Origin of the sequence: Paraburkholderia domus, from assembly GCF_905220705.1 — a bacterium.
Taxonomy (GTDB): domain Bacteria; phylum Pseudomonadota; class Gammaproteobacteria; order Burkholderiales; family Burkholderiaceae; genus Paraburkholderia; species Paraburkholderia domus.
This window is the reverse complement of record NZ_CAJNAT010000006.1, coordinates 1-14879: the sequence shown is the minus strand read 5'-3', so window position 1 is coordinate 14879 and position 14879 is coordinate 1. Positions and strand designations below refer to the sequence as shown.

At 59.8% G+C, this 14879-nt stretch carries 9 protein-coding genes, 1 tRNA gene, 1 pseudogene and 2 riboswitches; of the genes and pseudogenes, 3 read left to right on the top strand and 8 right to left on the bottom strand.

Features of this window, described 5'->3' with window-relative positions; genetic code table 11:
• Positions 1–3: 3 nt before the first annotated feature.
• From gcvH to KHO31_RS13430, 4 genes are all read right to left on the bottom strand, one after another.
• Positions 4–384: a glycine cleavage system protein GcvH gene (gene gcvH, locus KHO31_RS13445; protein ID WP_201085787.1), complete on the bottom strand. Its 381-nt coding sequence runs from the start codon at positions 382–384 to the stop codon at positions 4–6.
• 63 nt (positions 385–447) lie between these two features.
• Positions 448–1566: a glycine cleavage system aminomethyltransferase GcvT gene (gene gcvT, locus KHO31_RS13440; protein ID WP_201071467.1), complete on the bottom strand. Its 1119-nt coding sequence runs from the start codon at positions 1564–1566 to the stop codon at positions 448–450.
• A gap of 81 nt (positions 1567–1647) precedes the next feature.
• A riboswitch (glycine riboswitch) is annotated at positions 1648–1819 on the bottom strand.
• A gap of 34 nt (positions 1820–1853) precedes the next feature.
• Positions 1854–1954, bottom strand: a riboswitch (glycine riboswitch).
• A gap of 142 nt (positions 1955–2096) precedes the next feature.
• On the bottom strand, positions 2097–2450 hold the full coding sequence (locus tag KHO31_RS13435) for a hypothetical protein (RefSeq protein ID WP_201071465.1): 354 nt from the start codon (positions 2448–2450) through the stop codon (positions 2097–2099).
• A 199-nt stretch (positions 2451–2649) separates the two neighbouring features.
• Positions 2650–3699, bottom strand: coding sequence for an oxidoreductase (locus tag KHO31_RS13430; protein WP_211623536.1), 1050 nt, complete (start codon positions 3697–3699; stop codon positions 2650–2652).
• A 419-nt stretch (positions 3700–4118) separates the two neighbouring features.
• Here KHO31_RS13430 and KHO31_RS13425 point away from each other — a divergent pair, with 419 nt between their 5' ends.
• Positions 4119–6209 carry a UvrD-helicase domain-containing protein gene (locus KHO31_RS13425; protein WP_201085789.1) on the top strand — a complete coding sequence of 697 codons (2091 nt, stop codon included), beginning with the start codon at positions 4119–4121 and terminating at the stop codon, positions 6207–6209.
• Between the two features lie 81 nt (positions 6210–6290).
• Here KHO31_RS13425 and KHO31_RS13420 read toward each other — a convergent pair whose 3' ends face one another.
• Complete coding sequence (locus KHO31_RS13420) at positions 6291–7190, bottom strand: c-type cytochrome (protein ID WP_201071458.1); 900 nt, start codon at positions 7188–7190, stop codon at positions 6291–6293.
• 301 nt (positions 7191–7491) lie between these two features.
• On the opposite strand from KHO31_RS13420, the gene KHO31_RS13415 reads away from it, so the two are divergent.
• Positions 7492–7567, top strand: a tRNA-Arg gene (locus KHO31_RS13415).
• A 122-nt stretch (positions 7568–7689) separates the two neighbouring features.
• Here the strand turns inward: KHO31_RS13415 and KHO31_RS40015 are convergent.
• The 3 genes from KHO31_RS40015 to KHO31_RS13400 are packed head-to-tail and all read right to left on the bottom strand — an operon-like array spanning position 7690 to position 13023.
• The gene (locus KHO31_RS40015) at positions 7690–9078 is read right to left on the bottom strand and encodes a TniQ family protein (RefSeq protein ID WP_211623534.1); all 1389 of its coding nucleotides are present in this window, start codon (positions 9076–9078) and stop codon (positions 7690–7692) included.
• Positions 9075–10127 (bottom strand): ATP-binding protein, encoded by a 1053-nt coding sequence (locus KHO31_RS13405; protein ID WP_211623533.1) that lies wholly within the window; start codon positions 10125–10127, stop codon positions 9075–9077. The genes KHO31_RS40015 and KHO31_RS13405 overlap by 4 nt, the downstream gene beginning before the upstream one ends.
• A gap of 13 nt (positions 10128–10140) precedes the next feature.
• The gene (locus KHO31_RS13400; protein ID WP_211623532.1) at positions 10141–13023 is read right to left on the bottom strand and encodes a DDE-type integrase/transposase/recombinase; all 2883 of its coding nucleotides are present in this window, start codon (positions 13021–13023) and stop codon (positions 10141–10143) included.
• 1396 nt (positions 13024–14419) lie between these two features.
• Here KHO31_RS13400 and KHO31_RS13395 point away from each other — a divergent pair.
• Positions 14420–14879: pseudogene (locus KHO31_RS13395) on the top strand (IS110 family transposase); the annotation flags it as partial.

Genomic DNA, 14879 nt, shown 5'->3' with positions numbered 1-14879 from the left:
GAATCAGGCGCCGATCGCCTTCGAGTACGCGTCCGCGTCGATCAGGCGGTCAAGCGCTGCGCCCGCGGCCGGCTTGATCTTGAAGAGCCAGTTTTCGTAGGGCGCGCTGTTGACGCCATCCGGCGTGTCGGCGACGGCCGGGTTCGCTTCGATGATTTCGCCCGAAACCGGTGCGTAGATATCGGAAGCGGCCTTCACCGATTCGATCACGGCGACGGTGTCGCCGGCTTCGACGGTCTTGCCCAGTTCCTGGACTTCGAAGAAGACGATATCGCCGAGCGCTTCCTGCGCGTGGTCGGTGATGCCGACCGTCAGCGTGCCGTCCGCTTCGGTGCGGACCCACTCGTGCGATTCGGTGTATTTCAGATCGGCCGGGATGCTCATCGGATGCTCCTATGCGGTGTTATTCGGTATGAACTTAAAAAGGTAGACGCACGCGACGGCTGCTTAAACTGCGAGCACTTTGCCGTTGCGCACGAACGGCAGTTTTACCACGCTTGCGGGAACGTTTTTGTCACGAATCTGGACGTGAACGGTGTCGCCCGGCTGCACGCCTTTCGGCACGCGCGCGAAGGCGATCGATTCCTGCATCGTGGGTGAAAACGTGCCGCTGGTGATTTCGCCTTCGCCCTGCGGCGTGACGACTTTCTGGTGAGCACGCAACACGCCTGCCGCCTTGCCGTTTTCCTTCAGCAAGATCAGACCGACGAACGCGGCCTGCGAGCCGTCGGCTTCGAGCTTGCCTTTGCCGACGAAATCGCGCGGCGAAGTCAGATCGACGGTCCAGGCGAGGCCGGCGTCGAGCGGCGAGACGTTGTCGTCCATATCCTGGCCGTACAGGTTCATGCCGGCTTCGAGACGCAGCGTGTCGCGCGCGCCGAGACCTGCGGGGCGCACGCCTTGTGCTTGCAGCGCGTTCCACAGCGCTGCGACGTGATCCGCCGGGACGATGATTTCGAAGCCGTCTTCGCCGGTGTAGCCGGTGCGGGCGACGGTGAGTTCGCCAAACGGCGTGTCTTCGACGCGCGCGGCGTTGAACGGCTTCAGGGCTTCAGTGGCGGCGCGGGCGGCCGGCACGGTTTGCCAGACTTTTTCACGGGCGTTCGGGCCCTGCACGGCGACGATCGCGTAATCGCGGCGCGGCGTGATGGTCAGGCCGAAGCTGCCCTCTGCGTTGAGCTGGCCGAACCAGGCGATGTCTTTATCGGCGGTGCCGGCGTTGACGACCACGCGGAAGTGATCTTCGCCGAAGTAATAGACGATCAGATCGTCGATCACGCCGCCATTCGAGTTCAGCAGACAGGAGTAGAGCGCGCGGCCCGGCGTTTGCAGCTTGGCGACATTGTTGGCCAGCGCGTATTCGAAGAAGGCGCGCACGCGTTCGCCGGTGAAATCGACGACGCACATGTGCGAGACGTCGAACATGCCGGCGTCGGTGCGCACGGCGCGGTGTTCGTCGATCTGCGAGCCGTAGTTGACGGGCATGTCCCAGCCGCCGAAATCGACCATGCGGGCGTTGAGCGCACGATGGGTGGCGTTGAGCGGGGTGTGTTTGAGTTCGGTCATGGGGCCTCAGGCGTCTCGTGAAACAAAAAAGGCCATGCGGCGCTACGCCTCGCGGCCTGCCGGCTGCGAGCGAATGCGTTGCATGACCCCTCTGTCCTCGATACCTGAGAGATTGCGCCACCGTGCGATGTTGAAGCCGTGATCGCTACGGTGAAACGCGCGCCCCTTCGGTGGGCAGCCTGCCAATATCTGCTCGATGCACGTTTGACGTACGCGACGCAGACGGCTACTGCCGCTCTCCAGAGTGCGAAAAACCGATGCCTTGATGTTGCCTGGGCGCGGGTTCTTCGACGCGGTCGGTCCTTTTGCCTGAGAGTTTGCGGGTGTGCCCCTTCGGCGGCGCGGCCTGCAATTTTCTGCGGCCAGCACGCTCTCCCGACGCGTGCGGCGAATGTACGCGAGGGCCGGGGGCTTGTCAAATAAAGGCCCGCAAGGGGCATGGCGGTTGGCCCTGCGGCTTCGCGAAAGCCAAAAAAAAGCGCGGGACATGATGCCCGCGCTTCTTTGCTTCAGTGCCTGAACCTGCGCGATTATTCGCCGATGGCGTGTGCCGCGTTGTCCAGTTCCTGGTTCAGCACGCGCTGTTCGTCGCCGGACAGGCCGCCGCCGTGTTGCGCCGCCATGTCGTGCGCTTCCTGACGGATCACGTCGAGGCGGTGGTGCAACGCGCCGCCTTGCGGGGGCGGGTAGTAGCCTTGGTTGACGCGTGCGTCGATGCGGCGGCTCAGGTTGTCGATACGGCCGTTCACCTGATGGAGACGCTCATCCGCGATCTGCTGCGGGTTGGGGCGCGGCGCCGGTGCAGGTTGCTGCGGGGTCACCACGCAGGCGGCCAGTGAGCTAAGCAATGCGCATGCTGCTAGTGCGCGGACGATACGGGGCATGGACTCTCCGGAAGTCGTTGTCGTTTTGTGGTGCTACTGGGGTAGCAACGGATTACGGGGGATTCGCGCTGACCGCGGAGGCGGGGTTATTTGTAACGTTATGTTCCTTTCGGCGTTGTCAGGAATTTCGATTTGGCGGCGACACGGTTTGCCCATGTGCCACCGCTAGATAGCCAGAACACGCCTCGTAAGGAAGAACTCAGCGAATACGCTCGAACGGCAGCCGGGTACCTTCCTCGGAGCTTCGGGCGGCAAGCTCGATAATCGTCATCACGTCGACCGCATCCTGAGCGCTGACAGGAAATTTCACGCCGTTCTGAATGGCATCCGCCAGGGCAATATAAAAACCGACGTATTCGCCGTTACGCGTAGGCACCGCCCGCTCGACTTCCTGATCGCCTTCGAGCACGCGCAATACCCCCGCTGTATTGCCGGCGCCGAACCCTTCGTCGCCAGGCCGCAAGCCGGCCTTCAGCTGATCTTCCTGTGTATCGAGCCCGTATTTCGCATAGCTCCCCTGCGTGCCGTGGATCGCAAACCTCGGCGCGACCAGCGCAGTCAATGCGCTTGCATGCAACACCACCTCGAACTCGCCGTACCCCAGTTGAATATGCACGTAGTCCGGCGCGCTGGCCTGGTCGCGATGTGTTCGAACCGTCGCGGATACGGTCTGCGGTGCGCCGAACAACGCCAACGCCTGGTCGATGAGGTGCGGTCCAAGATCCAATAGCAAACCACCGCCGCGCGAAGCCTCCTCACGCCAACGCTGCCGAACCTCTGGCCGGAAACGGTCGAAATGCGACTCGTATTGCGTGATGCGCCCCAACTCTCTGCTGGCAAGCAGATCACGCACGGTCAGAAAATCACCGTCCCAGCGGCGGTTGTGAAAGGGCACGAACAGCTTGCCGCGAGCAAGCGCAATGTTGGCGAGCGTGTGGGCGTCGGCGGCGGTGAGCGTGACCGGCTTGTCGACCACCACGTGCTTGCCTGCTTCCAGGGTGCGGCGCGCCAGGTCGAAGTGCGTGTCATTAGGCGTCGCGATCACGACGCACTCGACTTCTTCAAGCGCCAGCAGCGCGTCGAGATCCGCCACCACCTTTGCGTGCGGGTAATCGGCCAGTGCGTGCTTCGGCTGACTCGTCGCGATGGCCGCGATGCTCGCGCGCCCGCAGTGCTCGATCACCGGCGCATGAAAGGTCGCGCCAGCAAAACCGTAACCCATCAATCCAATCTTCAGCGATGCGGACATGCGTGTCTTCCTGCAAAAACGGCGCGCCGCTTTGCCACCGCGGCGACGGCGCGCAACAGCGTAATTGTGGCATGTCCCGAAGGCAGACTGTCAGCGTTGTCATGGATGGCTGTCAGCGATATCTGTCATCTCATCGCTCAAGCGTGGACGCGACGTCGCCTGGGATCCGCCGTCGAGGCATCCGGCGCGGCGTGTCCGCTGCGGTCATCCGTCCCCAGTCTGTCGCAATCATCCGTCGCATTTATCCGTCGCATTTATCCGTGTTAACATCGCTCCTCTCGCGCGGAGCGTAGCGAGCCGGAATCCCGCAGCACGCGCTGTGCCATTCCAGCCGCTGGCCCCTCGCAGCATGCCCCCGGGCCTTCGGTCTCGCGATTCCGCACCTAAGCGCCCTCAACCGCATTACCCATCCACAGACGATGTCCGCAGGCCTGAACCCCGCTCAAAATGAAGCGGTCCGTTATCTTGACGGTCCGTGTCTCGTGCTCGCCGGCGCCGGCAGCGGCAAGACGCGCGTGATCACGCAGAAAATCGCGCACCTGATCGAAGCCAAAGGCTTCGAGCCGCGCCACATCGCCGCCGTCACGTTCACGAACAAGGCCGCGTTGGAAATGCGCGAGCGCGTGGGCAAGCTGCTCGAAGGCAAGACGCTGACCACACCCGGCAAGGAAGGCCGCAAAGTGCCCGTCAACCAGCTGACGGTCTGCACCTTCCACTCGCTCGGCGTGCAGATTCTGCGGCAGGAAGCGGAACATGTCGGCCTCAAGCCGCAGTTCTCGATCATGGATTCGGACGACTGCTTCGGCATGATCCAGGAGCAGGTCGGCTCGACGGACAAGGGCTTCATCCGCAAGATCCAGTCGATCATCTCGCTGTGGAAGAACGGCATGATCATGCCCGAGCAGGCGATCGCGATCGCCGCGAACGAGGACGAGCATCAGGCCGCGATCGTCTACCGCAATTACGTGGCGACGCTGCATGCGTATCAGGCGGTCGATTTCGACGATCTGATCCGCCTGCCCGCCGAACTCTTCGAGAAGAACGAGCAGGTGCGCGACCGCTGGCAGAACAAGCTGCGCTATCTGCTGATCGACGAGTATCAGGACACCAACGCCTGTCAGTACGAACTGGTGAAGCTGCTGGCCGGCCCCCGTGCGGCGTTCACGGCCGTCGGCGACGACGATCAGGCGATCTACGGCTGGCGCGGCGCGACGCTCGAAAATCTCGGCCAGCTCAGCAAGGATTTTCCGAAGCTGCATCTGATCAAGCTGGAACAGAACTACCGTTCGACGGTGCGCATTCTCACCGCCGCGAACAACGTGATCGCGAACAACCCGAAGCTGTTCGAAAAGAAGCTGTGGTCCGAACACGGCATGGGCGACTCGATCACCGTCACGCCTTGCAACGACGAAGAGCACGAAGCCGAGTCCGTCGTGTTCCGCCTGTCCGCGCACAAGTTCGAGCGGCGCGCGAATTTCCGCGACTACGCGATCCTGTATCGCGGCAATTTCCAGGCGCGCATCTTCGAACAGGTGCTGCGCCGTGAACGGATCCCGTACGTGCTGTCCGGCGGCCAGTCGTTCTTCGACAAAGCCGAGATCAAGGATATCTGCGCGTATCTGCGCCTGATCGCCAACGCGAACGACGACCCCGCGTTTATCCGCGCGATCACCACACCGCGCCGCGGCGTCGGCAATACGACGCTCGAAGCGCTCGGGTCGTTCGCGGGTCAGGCGAAGGTGTCGCTATTCGAAGCGGTGTACATGGGCGGCATCGAGGCGCGCCTGTCGCCGCGCCAGATTGAACCGATGCGCGTGTTCTGCGACTTCATGCAGCGTCTCACCGACCGCGCCGAGAAAGACGCCGCCGGCCCGCTGCTCGACGAACTGATGGACGCGATCCACTACGAAGCCTATCTGTACGACGCGTTCGACGAACGTCAGGCGCAGTCCAAGTGGCAGAACGTGCTCGAGTTCATGGAATGGTTGAAGCGCAAAGGCACCAAAGCTGAGCCCGAGGGTTCGGAGAAAAGCGAAGCAACCGGCTATGACACCGCCGATGGCCTCGGCGACACCGGCAAGAATCTGCTCGGCCTGATCCAGACCGTCGCACTGATGTCGATGCTCGAAGGCCGTGAAGAAGATCCGGATGCGGTACGGCTTTCGACCGTGCATGCGTCCAAGGGGCTCGAATATCCCCACGTGTTTCTGGTGGGCGTCGAAGAAGGCATCATGCCGCACCGCGGCGGCCCCGACGACGAGCCGATCGACGACGCGCGCATCGAGGAAGAGCGCCGTCTGATGTACGTCGCGATCACGCGTGCGCAGCGCAGCCTGCATCTGAACTGGTGCAAAAAGCGCAAGCGCGCGCGCGAAACCGTGGTGTGCGAGCCGTCGCGCTTCATCCCGGAGATGCTGCTCGACGATGCTCCGCCGCCGACGCCCGAAGAAGCGCCGATGTCGCCGAAAGACCGGCTCGCGAGTTTGAAGGCGCTGTTGCAGAAACCTTGAAGAAAAAATCCCTGCCCGTGTCGCCACGATGCAGGGATTTTCTGTTTTGCGAGAACCGCCCGAAGCGATCTCGCAAGCGCCTTATTTCGCGGCGCTGATCATGTAATCGACAGCGGCCTTCACGTCGGCGTCGGAAGCTGTAGATCCGCCTTTCGGTGGCATCGCGCCCTTGCCGTGCAGCGCATAGTTGTAGACCGTGTCGATCGGGTCTTTCAGGCGTGCCGCCCACGCTTCCTTGTCGCCGAACTTCGGTGCGTTCAACACGCCGGCCGCGTGACACGCCTGGCAAACCTGCTGATAAAGCGCCTTGCCGGCTTGCGAGGCGTCCGCGCTTTGCGTCCCGCCGGCTGCCGGTGCAGCTGCTTGCGGCACGCTTGCCATGGCTGCCATCGCGGCAGCGGCTTGTGCGGCGCCAGCGTCCGAAGCACCCGCCGGCGCGGCAGCAGCAGCGCCCGAGGCGGCCGCCGCCGCACCCGCTGCCGGTTGCGCCGGTTCAGGGAAGCTCGCGCCGGAATTGTTCGCCATGTAAACCACGGCGCGGGCGATTTCGAAGTCGCTGTAGTCGTCCGGGCTGGTGCCGCCGCGCGGGGGCATCGCGCCCTTGCCGGCGAGCGCCGTGTGCCACAGCGTGTCGAAGCCCTGCGCAATGCGAGGGGCCCAGTCGGCGGTGTTGGTGAATTTCGGCGCGCCTGCCGCACCCGACGCGTGACACGCGGAGCAAACGGCCTTGTAAACCTCTTCGCCGGTCTTGTAGACACGCGGCGCATTGGCGTCGCGAATGTCGACTTGTGCGAGCGGTTTGATGCGCGCGCTGACCTCGGCTTGGGAAAGACTGTCGGTGCCGGCGCCGGTGCGCGTCGAGTTATCGACGTAGATCACTAGCAGAACGATGATGACGATCGGTACCGCAAAACTGGCAATGATCGCGGCAATGAGCTGCCCGGGGGTTTTGATTGGGGCTCCGTGTGGTGCTTCGCTCATGCTTGTCTCGTCTCCGTGGGTATGTGAGCGGTACAGCGTGACGGCAACTTCTTTTTCTTTGCTTTATTCAGGCACGGACGATTATAGACGCAACATTTCGGCGGCGGCGAGGGGCGCGGCGAGGTGTTCAGCAGGCGTTTACCCGCATCGCGAGGTGTAGCCGGCACCTGCGGGATGGCGGACAGATGGCGCCCAATCTCGCCATATAGGCCGTCCGGTGGACGGTTGGGCTGAAACCGGGTATCCTTTCTGTCTCGCTTTGGCGTCGCTCCTGTTCAGGTTGCCGCGCTTTCGTGTTGAAGCGCCCGTAGCTCAATGGATAGAGTACTGCCCTCCGAAGGCAGGGGTTGCTGGTTCGATCCCAGCCGGGCGCACCAAGAAAATCAAGTACTTAGTGGAAGCCGGGCGGTATGTGTCGTTACTCTACAGATGTCGTAAACGACATCTGTAGGTAGTACGAGCAGCCTTAAAAAGTCCCGCATCACATCCTTTTTTCCGGTTATCCGCTGACCGGACGCCCCGGCATTCTGCCTCCACATCGAGCGATTGGTATTCCCGTGAGCGCGTGAGCTTTCATTTGAGCCCTGTGCGCATCTTGGTGTCGTCCCAAGCTCTCTGTCTTCCCACGCATGCGCTTGGTGACCCGCCTTCTGGAAGGATAGGTTCCCATTTCCCAGAGTGCGATGTGTTCCGCCAGGTAAAGTTGGTCATACGAGTCTCTGTTCTCGTCCCGGAGAGTCGTCACAAGGTCGCGACCCTGCTGTTTCACGGCCGCATGTTCTAGCGGAAATTCCCTTCGAAAAAACTTTTCAGATATTCCAACGGCCTTCGCCGCCTCCGCCGCACTCTTAACGGTACCTCCGCAAATCAGTTCTCCGAGTTTCGACCGAAGCTCATTCTTCGGTTGCTTGGCTCCGGTGCCGCCAATTTGTAGCAATCGCCGGTCTTGACACTCCGGTGCTGCTCGCCGTGAAAGCATCACCCGGTTGCCGAGCAATATGTCCGCGATTGCACACCCGCAACAGTAGGCAGTCAGCGCGAGCCGGGGGAGGCTCATGCGCACCTTTCCCTTAACCCATGCATGCACTTGCGATTTGCCGACGCGAAGATGCGCCGCGAAATGAGCGGACTTTCCTGCGAACAGAGCATCAATGGCGTGGACTAGAAAGGCGGACTGAGCAGATGGCACGTAGCTAAGACCTGGAAAGAAGATTGCATCGTCCAGAAGTTCCGCGATTAGACGTGCGCTCTCGATTTCGTATTCTGACGCCGGAACTGTTGGGGGTGATTCGGGCAACCCGCCTTGGGCCGGACGAACGTTTGCACCGTTGCATGAGCTGGCGTCCCGGTTTTGCTCCAGGCGCGTGACGAGCCGTGTTCGGTGTAGAGGGCATGCAACGACAGCCTTGATGCTCCAAAGCAACCTGTCGTAACGCTGGCGCCCCGACTTCTCGTCCTCCTTGAAACAAACGGGACAAAATCGCCTGTCGCTTGACATCAACTTCAATGGTGAGACGAGGCCTTTCATTGGCAGCAGCGTACACAGCTGCAGGTTATTGCGCAGCGTGAGGCTGTTAAGCGCGTACGCCCAATGCTTCGCTTCTTCTGTAAGGCTAGAGACATTGGCAGCGTAATCGGAACGTCCAATGTCTTGAGCCAACCGGAGCGGGTCAGTGCCAAACAGCTCGTGCGCGGTTGGACCCACGATTCGATACCCCAACGCGCCGCGCGGAATGTCCTGAGCATCGCTCAGTCGAGAAACGTAGCTGCCCAGACTCTCGCGGTCTTCGCCCGAGCACCCGTAGGGTGGAAGGCTGGGCAGAATTGACCGCGGCGGCGCGTCGTCGGGCCAGCCGCCAGGCAATCGCGTTCGAAACGGACTCTTCATCGACGGAACCCTCGCGCAGCGTCACCGAGCGCTCGTGCCTGCCTCGCTGAAATGCCGGCAAGCAATTCAGCTTCGCTCGGATATGTAATCGGTGTTGCAGACGAGAGATAAGGCTTGATGTTTTCTTCTTCCTCCAACGTCTCAGTCGCAATCGTCTCGTATTCTGCTCTGGACGGTAGCGAGTTCCATACGTATTCGTCTTTCCACGAGTTGCATCCTTCGTACGCGCACGCAATGACCGACCTGACTAAGGTCTTGACCGCATATCCCGGGATGCCGAGGTGAGCGTCAAAGAGCGTTTCCACGTACTTCCCGAGGTCAACCTCGAATGGCAGCGGAAGCTCCTTCGCCAAGTCTTTGATGAACTGCGTAAACGCGTCGAAATCGTCCTGATTCGCCAGATACCGCGGGAAGTGGACCACGCTGGTTCGCCGAGCCAATTGTCCGCTAGCGCGAACCAGCCTTTCAGAGCCGTAGGCACCCACGAGCAGCAAATTCATGGAGCCACGGTTCGCCAGAGACTTCAGAAGGTTTCCGTACTGCAAAGGTTCCGTTCTCGAATCGGTCAAGTGCACAGCTTCGTCGAGCAACACGTGACGAACCTTTCGGTTAAGCAGAGCTTTTTGAAAGGTCACCCGATAGCTCTTCACAACGTCAACAGGTTGTCCGTCTCGTTGGGCGGGGACGTCCGGACTCAATGTATGAAGGTCATCAAGGAGATGCTGGTAGAACAATTGCCAGTTGATTTCCTTCCCATCTGCGGCGTCAATACTGCTCAATACGACCGGAATCACGCCGGGGTTATCGCGTATCTCCGCGTCATAGAGCTTGAGCAGCATTTCAGTCTCGAGCCCGGCAAATGTTGTTTTACCAACGCCTGCGGGACCAACGACAACGGTAAGCGAGAGACCGGCGCTCGGAATCATATGCCGTTCGACTTCACCCAGGACTCTCTCAAGATTTCGGTGCATGAATCGAAGTGAGGCGATGTACGCACCCTTTTCGTTCGGACTTCCGTGTAACGCTTGTTGAAAAGTGATTGAACTCATGACGTTTCCTCGACTAGACCGGGCGGGACGTGGGCAGGGAGTTGTAGTTCATCTTGAATCGACCCTTCTGCGCCTTGGGCAGAGGGATGCGCATAATGCTGTCGTCCTCGGGCGGGCCAAGCTCGGCAGGTGTGGTAACCGGCAACTCGATGATTGCTTCCTTCTGAGCTGCCGTATGGTCTTCAATGAGGCGAGCATCGCCGTAAACTTGGCGCGTAGCTTCGGTCATCGAAGCCACATCTGGGAGGACATGACCTTTGAGCACGGCGTACAGTGCAGTTTCCAGAGCTTCATCGGGCTCGCCGCGCATGCGCATTCGGACCTCGTACATGACGTAGCCCCACTCCACGTACGTCAGCTTCCGGTACTTCATTAGCAGCCGCGATTGGCAACGAACCCATTTGCCATTGAGCAATGCATAGACGATGCTTACGTCCCACATGTCCACGAGCACCGGAAGATTCTGCGGACGCACCATTTTGTCGGCGAACTCATCTGCCCAATACCAGACATGACCGACTTTGACACCCATCTGCTTGTCGAGCTTTCGAGTTGCGCCTTTTGAAGGCGGCACACATGTCAGGATGTAGAAGTAGGAGTCGTAGGGAGTCAGCCTTTTCAGGCGGCGCCCGGTAAGGGCAAACCGGAGATGCATGTATTCAATGGGAGAATGGTCATGGGCTGGGTGCACCTGGAGGTTGTATTCCCTGAAGAAGTATTCATCGAGAAGCCCATGCAATTCCGCGAAACTCATGAGGTCAGCCCTTATCGGGTCAACGGACCGCGTCACCGTTCGGACGTTGCGTAACGCTTTTGCGTTGCCTACCAAGTAGTGGATAAGCTTGCTATTGGTTGTTCCAAACAACCGCTCCATCACGCCACCAAAACGGGACTTGTGCGCGGGACGGAATTGCAACGTGATGCGAAGGAGGTCGCAGAGAGTATCGAATGCGTCGGAGTGAAACTCCTTTCCATTGTCGACGATGATGATTGCGGGTGTACGTCGGAACACTCGGACCATCGCTCGAATAGCCATCATGCAACTTATGGTGCTCGGCGCGTGCATTGAGAGATAGAAGGCCAGCACCATGCGTGTCTCGGCATCCATCACGACGGTGAGCCATGGGCGTTTTCGAAAAACCCTCCCGCCTTTGCCTCGGATTTTTATGAAGACATCCAGCTTGGTATGGTCGATGTGGACCCGATGGAATGGACGGCCGCCATGTATCTTGTCTTCAACGTGCAGATACCATATTGCGGGCTCCTCGTTGTAGGCGACTCTGCTGCCTTGCCTGGCCTTGATGTCGAGGAATTTCTGTCGGTGGAAGTAGTACGTCTTTCTCGAAACGACGTCTACTCCCGCAGCTTCGCTGAGTTCCACGTAGATTCGATATGATGCAGCGCCGCTTGGATTTGTTGAATTGTTACCCCGCTCGGTGGTCTCTCGAATCAGGTCCAACTGCTGAGGGATTATCTGGCACCGTCCGCCGCTCCGACGCTTTGGTGTCGCGGCCCGTCGCTGGGCTGGCAACGACTCGCCTGCCGCCCGCACTTCCCTTCGTATTCGCTGTATCTGCCTCGGGCCTAGGTTGCACCGAACCTTCTTGCCTGCTTCGAGGTCGCGAACAATGAGAAACCGCTTTTTTCCTTCAACAATCTGATAGTCAGTGAGACCGTCGATTTGAGAGAGGGGCTTATCGGTCGACGTTTGAGACGAAAGTAGAAGTATCTGTCGGTTGAAGAGCGCCCGCTCGAAGTCAGACACTTGCATCAGGCCGCTGTTGTGGCTCCGCTGGTCGAAGTAGTGAACCGATTCCGAGCTGACGAACGAAACCTCAAACACCTCAAGGCGACCCTTAAACATGAACTCGGTGCCCATATCGACCCCGAAGCTAACCTCGTCGCTGACTGCCTTCGGAACCGGTCGATTGAACTGAAGCTCATCGAGCTGCGCGCGGGAATTACACACTACAACGTCGTCTGGCTCGCTCAGGTCATCGTATTCGAGGTCGACGAAAATGCGCTGGTCAGCTATCGCCTTATTGACATCGTCGACGAGGAATGCGTCGGGTGGCGTCTCGACGAGGAGAGACTCGTTCCACGGCGTACGCTCTGGATAGGCGTACGTTAAAAGCAGGCCTAAGGTCATCGGACAGGAGGTGCTTGTTATTTTTTCAATCGCCCGCCAGGAGCTGTCAGTTAGCGGTGCACTCTTGTCGCATAGATAGTCGTCGAGAAACTCGAGATTCGATACAAATATCGCGCCGTTCTCGTTCCCCGAGCGTAGGCAAAACGTGATGCCCAAAGCAGCGAAGTGCCGTTCGCGCTCAGGACATCTCCATGTTCCTTCGTCGTCTTTGTAGAATCGGCGCGGATACTCTTCAGCAAGCTTTTCAAGGTCCCTTTCCGTTTTCCATTCATCGGTGTAGATGCCATAGGGCGTCAGCCTAAGGATGTCCGGCGTATAGGGCGTGGGAGCACGATAGACCGTGAATGTGCCGTCTGGCCGCTTTCGCTCGAGTTCCACGCTGATTCTGACCTGGGGTGGCTGGCAATAGAACTCGCGCGTTGTCCCATCCCAATCGTATCTGACGACCGCACCGAACTCGGCCTTTCGACTCTCTGTTGCCATCCTGCACTTCATCTTGCGGGACGTGTAACGAGAGATGATGTTGCCCTTTCGCGACTGGACTTTTCGAGACGGTGACTTAGCACGGGCCTCCCAGATGTATCGTTGACCTTCAACCGGCGTACCCAACCGTTCGAGTTCGGTCCGCAATTCCGCGTCGGAGTACGGCGACAGTGCGGTTCCAATGGGGCTGTCGCAGGACCAACGACTTTCCAGCAATTGCCACTGAGATTTTTTCGGGATGGTAGTAGGAAGGTTGACACTCATCTCCGACCCCCGGCAGAGGTCAATGACGTGTCTCCTGGCGACGCGACCGAATGCCCATCATATCCCTCGACGACGCCTTCGAGTTCTGCGTGGTCCTTCCATCTTTCGATGCATCTGCTGTTCGCAGGTCGTCGCACCATGTCAGCCGCATCAGGGGCGGGCATCGGATAGTTGTCCATATCTCTATGCAAGAGCGCAATGCTCATGATGGTCTCCTGTCACGCACTAGGGTTGGTTGCTTGAGCTGGTGCCAGCGCCTCGCGTCCGTTTGCATTCTTCAGATTTGGTCTTGGAGCGTAAGGCGGGCGATGCCACGTAAGTGAATCGTCCGAGCAAGGTTTCTCGGTGTGGCGTGGAATCGAGTTATCCAAGATTCGCACACGACTCATCTGCTCCGAGCGGCGCACGCCTTGGTGCGGCAGCTCAACCTGACGGGCATCGAATACTGGCCGCACTCTCACCCGCAACTCCGTCCAGGTGGTTGCAATTTTCAGCGATTCGCGCAGCCTTTTTGCTTCGTTCGCGCGGCCGTGCTCCGTACATGGTGTGAGTTGGTAGTCAAGGTAAGCATCGTTATAAGCCTTGACAACCGACGCGGGTAAGGATGCGAGGTGATGCACCGCATGTTCGAATGCTTGCCTGGTTGAGACACGGCGAAACACATGATGGTTAGAGAAAACGGTAGACCAGCTACATACCCAATCGCTTGGCTGCCTCCAGTCTCTCTCTCGAAGAATCTCTAGAGTGAGAACCGTCACTTCGAGTAGTCGACCATGGCAAGAAACACTGACCGTTGTTTCTATTCCAGGATTGACCTCGTGATGCCCGGGCCGCTTACGGTAGTCAGGGCTATCGACTTCCGATTCCACTTGGCTGCTTGTTGCGGGAGCGCAAAGCCGACGGATGCTAAGCGGACACAAAGTCGGAGAATTTCGTCCGTGTATCGCCGCCGCTCGAGGCGCCTCCGCCATAGCGAGCACGCCGTGACATTTCTCGGGCAAAGACGCTCGAGGCGGCAGTGAACTGTGTCTGGCGTCGGCCAAGCTACCGAAGCTGTGCAGGCGGGCTATCAGGTCTGTTAACTCGTCGCTAAATGTAGTGTGATTGGGATGCGCATTCATACATTTCTCCGATTTTGTGAAATGTGAACTTGCAGCTGGGCCCCTCGCACCTCGCTTCATGCGGCGGCGCGATACATGGGGCTTCACCCGCCAGATTCCGGTGAATCTTGGCGGCTGCATTGGCCTTGCGAGTGCCCAGTCGGTCGAGTCGACCTAGTGAAGAAGCGGCTTTGTCCGCAAGCTCCAAACCCTCGAACAGATCCTATGAGCAGGGGACGTCGACGAACTGATACGTAAAATCAGCGTGTCGAGTCCTGTTCAAAGGAGAGAGCATCATGCGCACGGATCAGACGTTCACGACGGGTGGTGAGGAACCGGTGCTGGCGGTATCACTCGAGCTTGCCGGAGCAAACTGGAAGGTCGCGCTGCACGACGGCCGGCGCGAGAAGCCCGCCGTGCACACGGTCGCGCAGCCACAGGCCGCCGCCCGCCTGCAGGCGGTGCTGGACCTGATCGAATGGCACAAGGAGAAGTGGTTGCTGCCCGCGGGCGTGCGGGTCGTCGTGAGCTACGAGGCCGGCCAGGACGCGTTCTGGATCTGTCGCGCGCTGCAGGCGCGCGGCATCGAGTGCTACGTCGTCGATCCGGCGAGCATTCCGGTCGAACGCCACAAGCGACGCGCGAAGACCGACCGGCTCGATGTCATCAAGCTGGTGATCAACCTGCGCGCGTGGCTGCGCGGCGAGCATGACCGCATGCACGTGGTTCACGTGCCGTCGCCGCAGGACGAGGCGT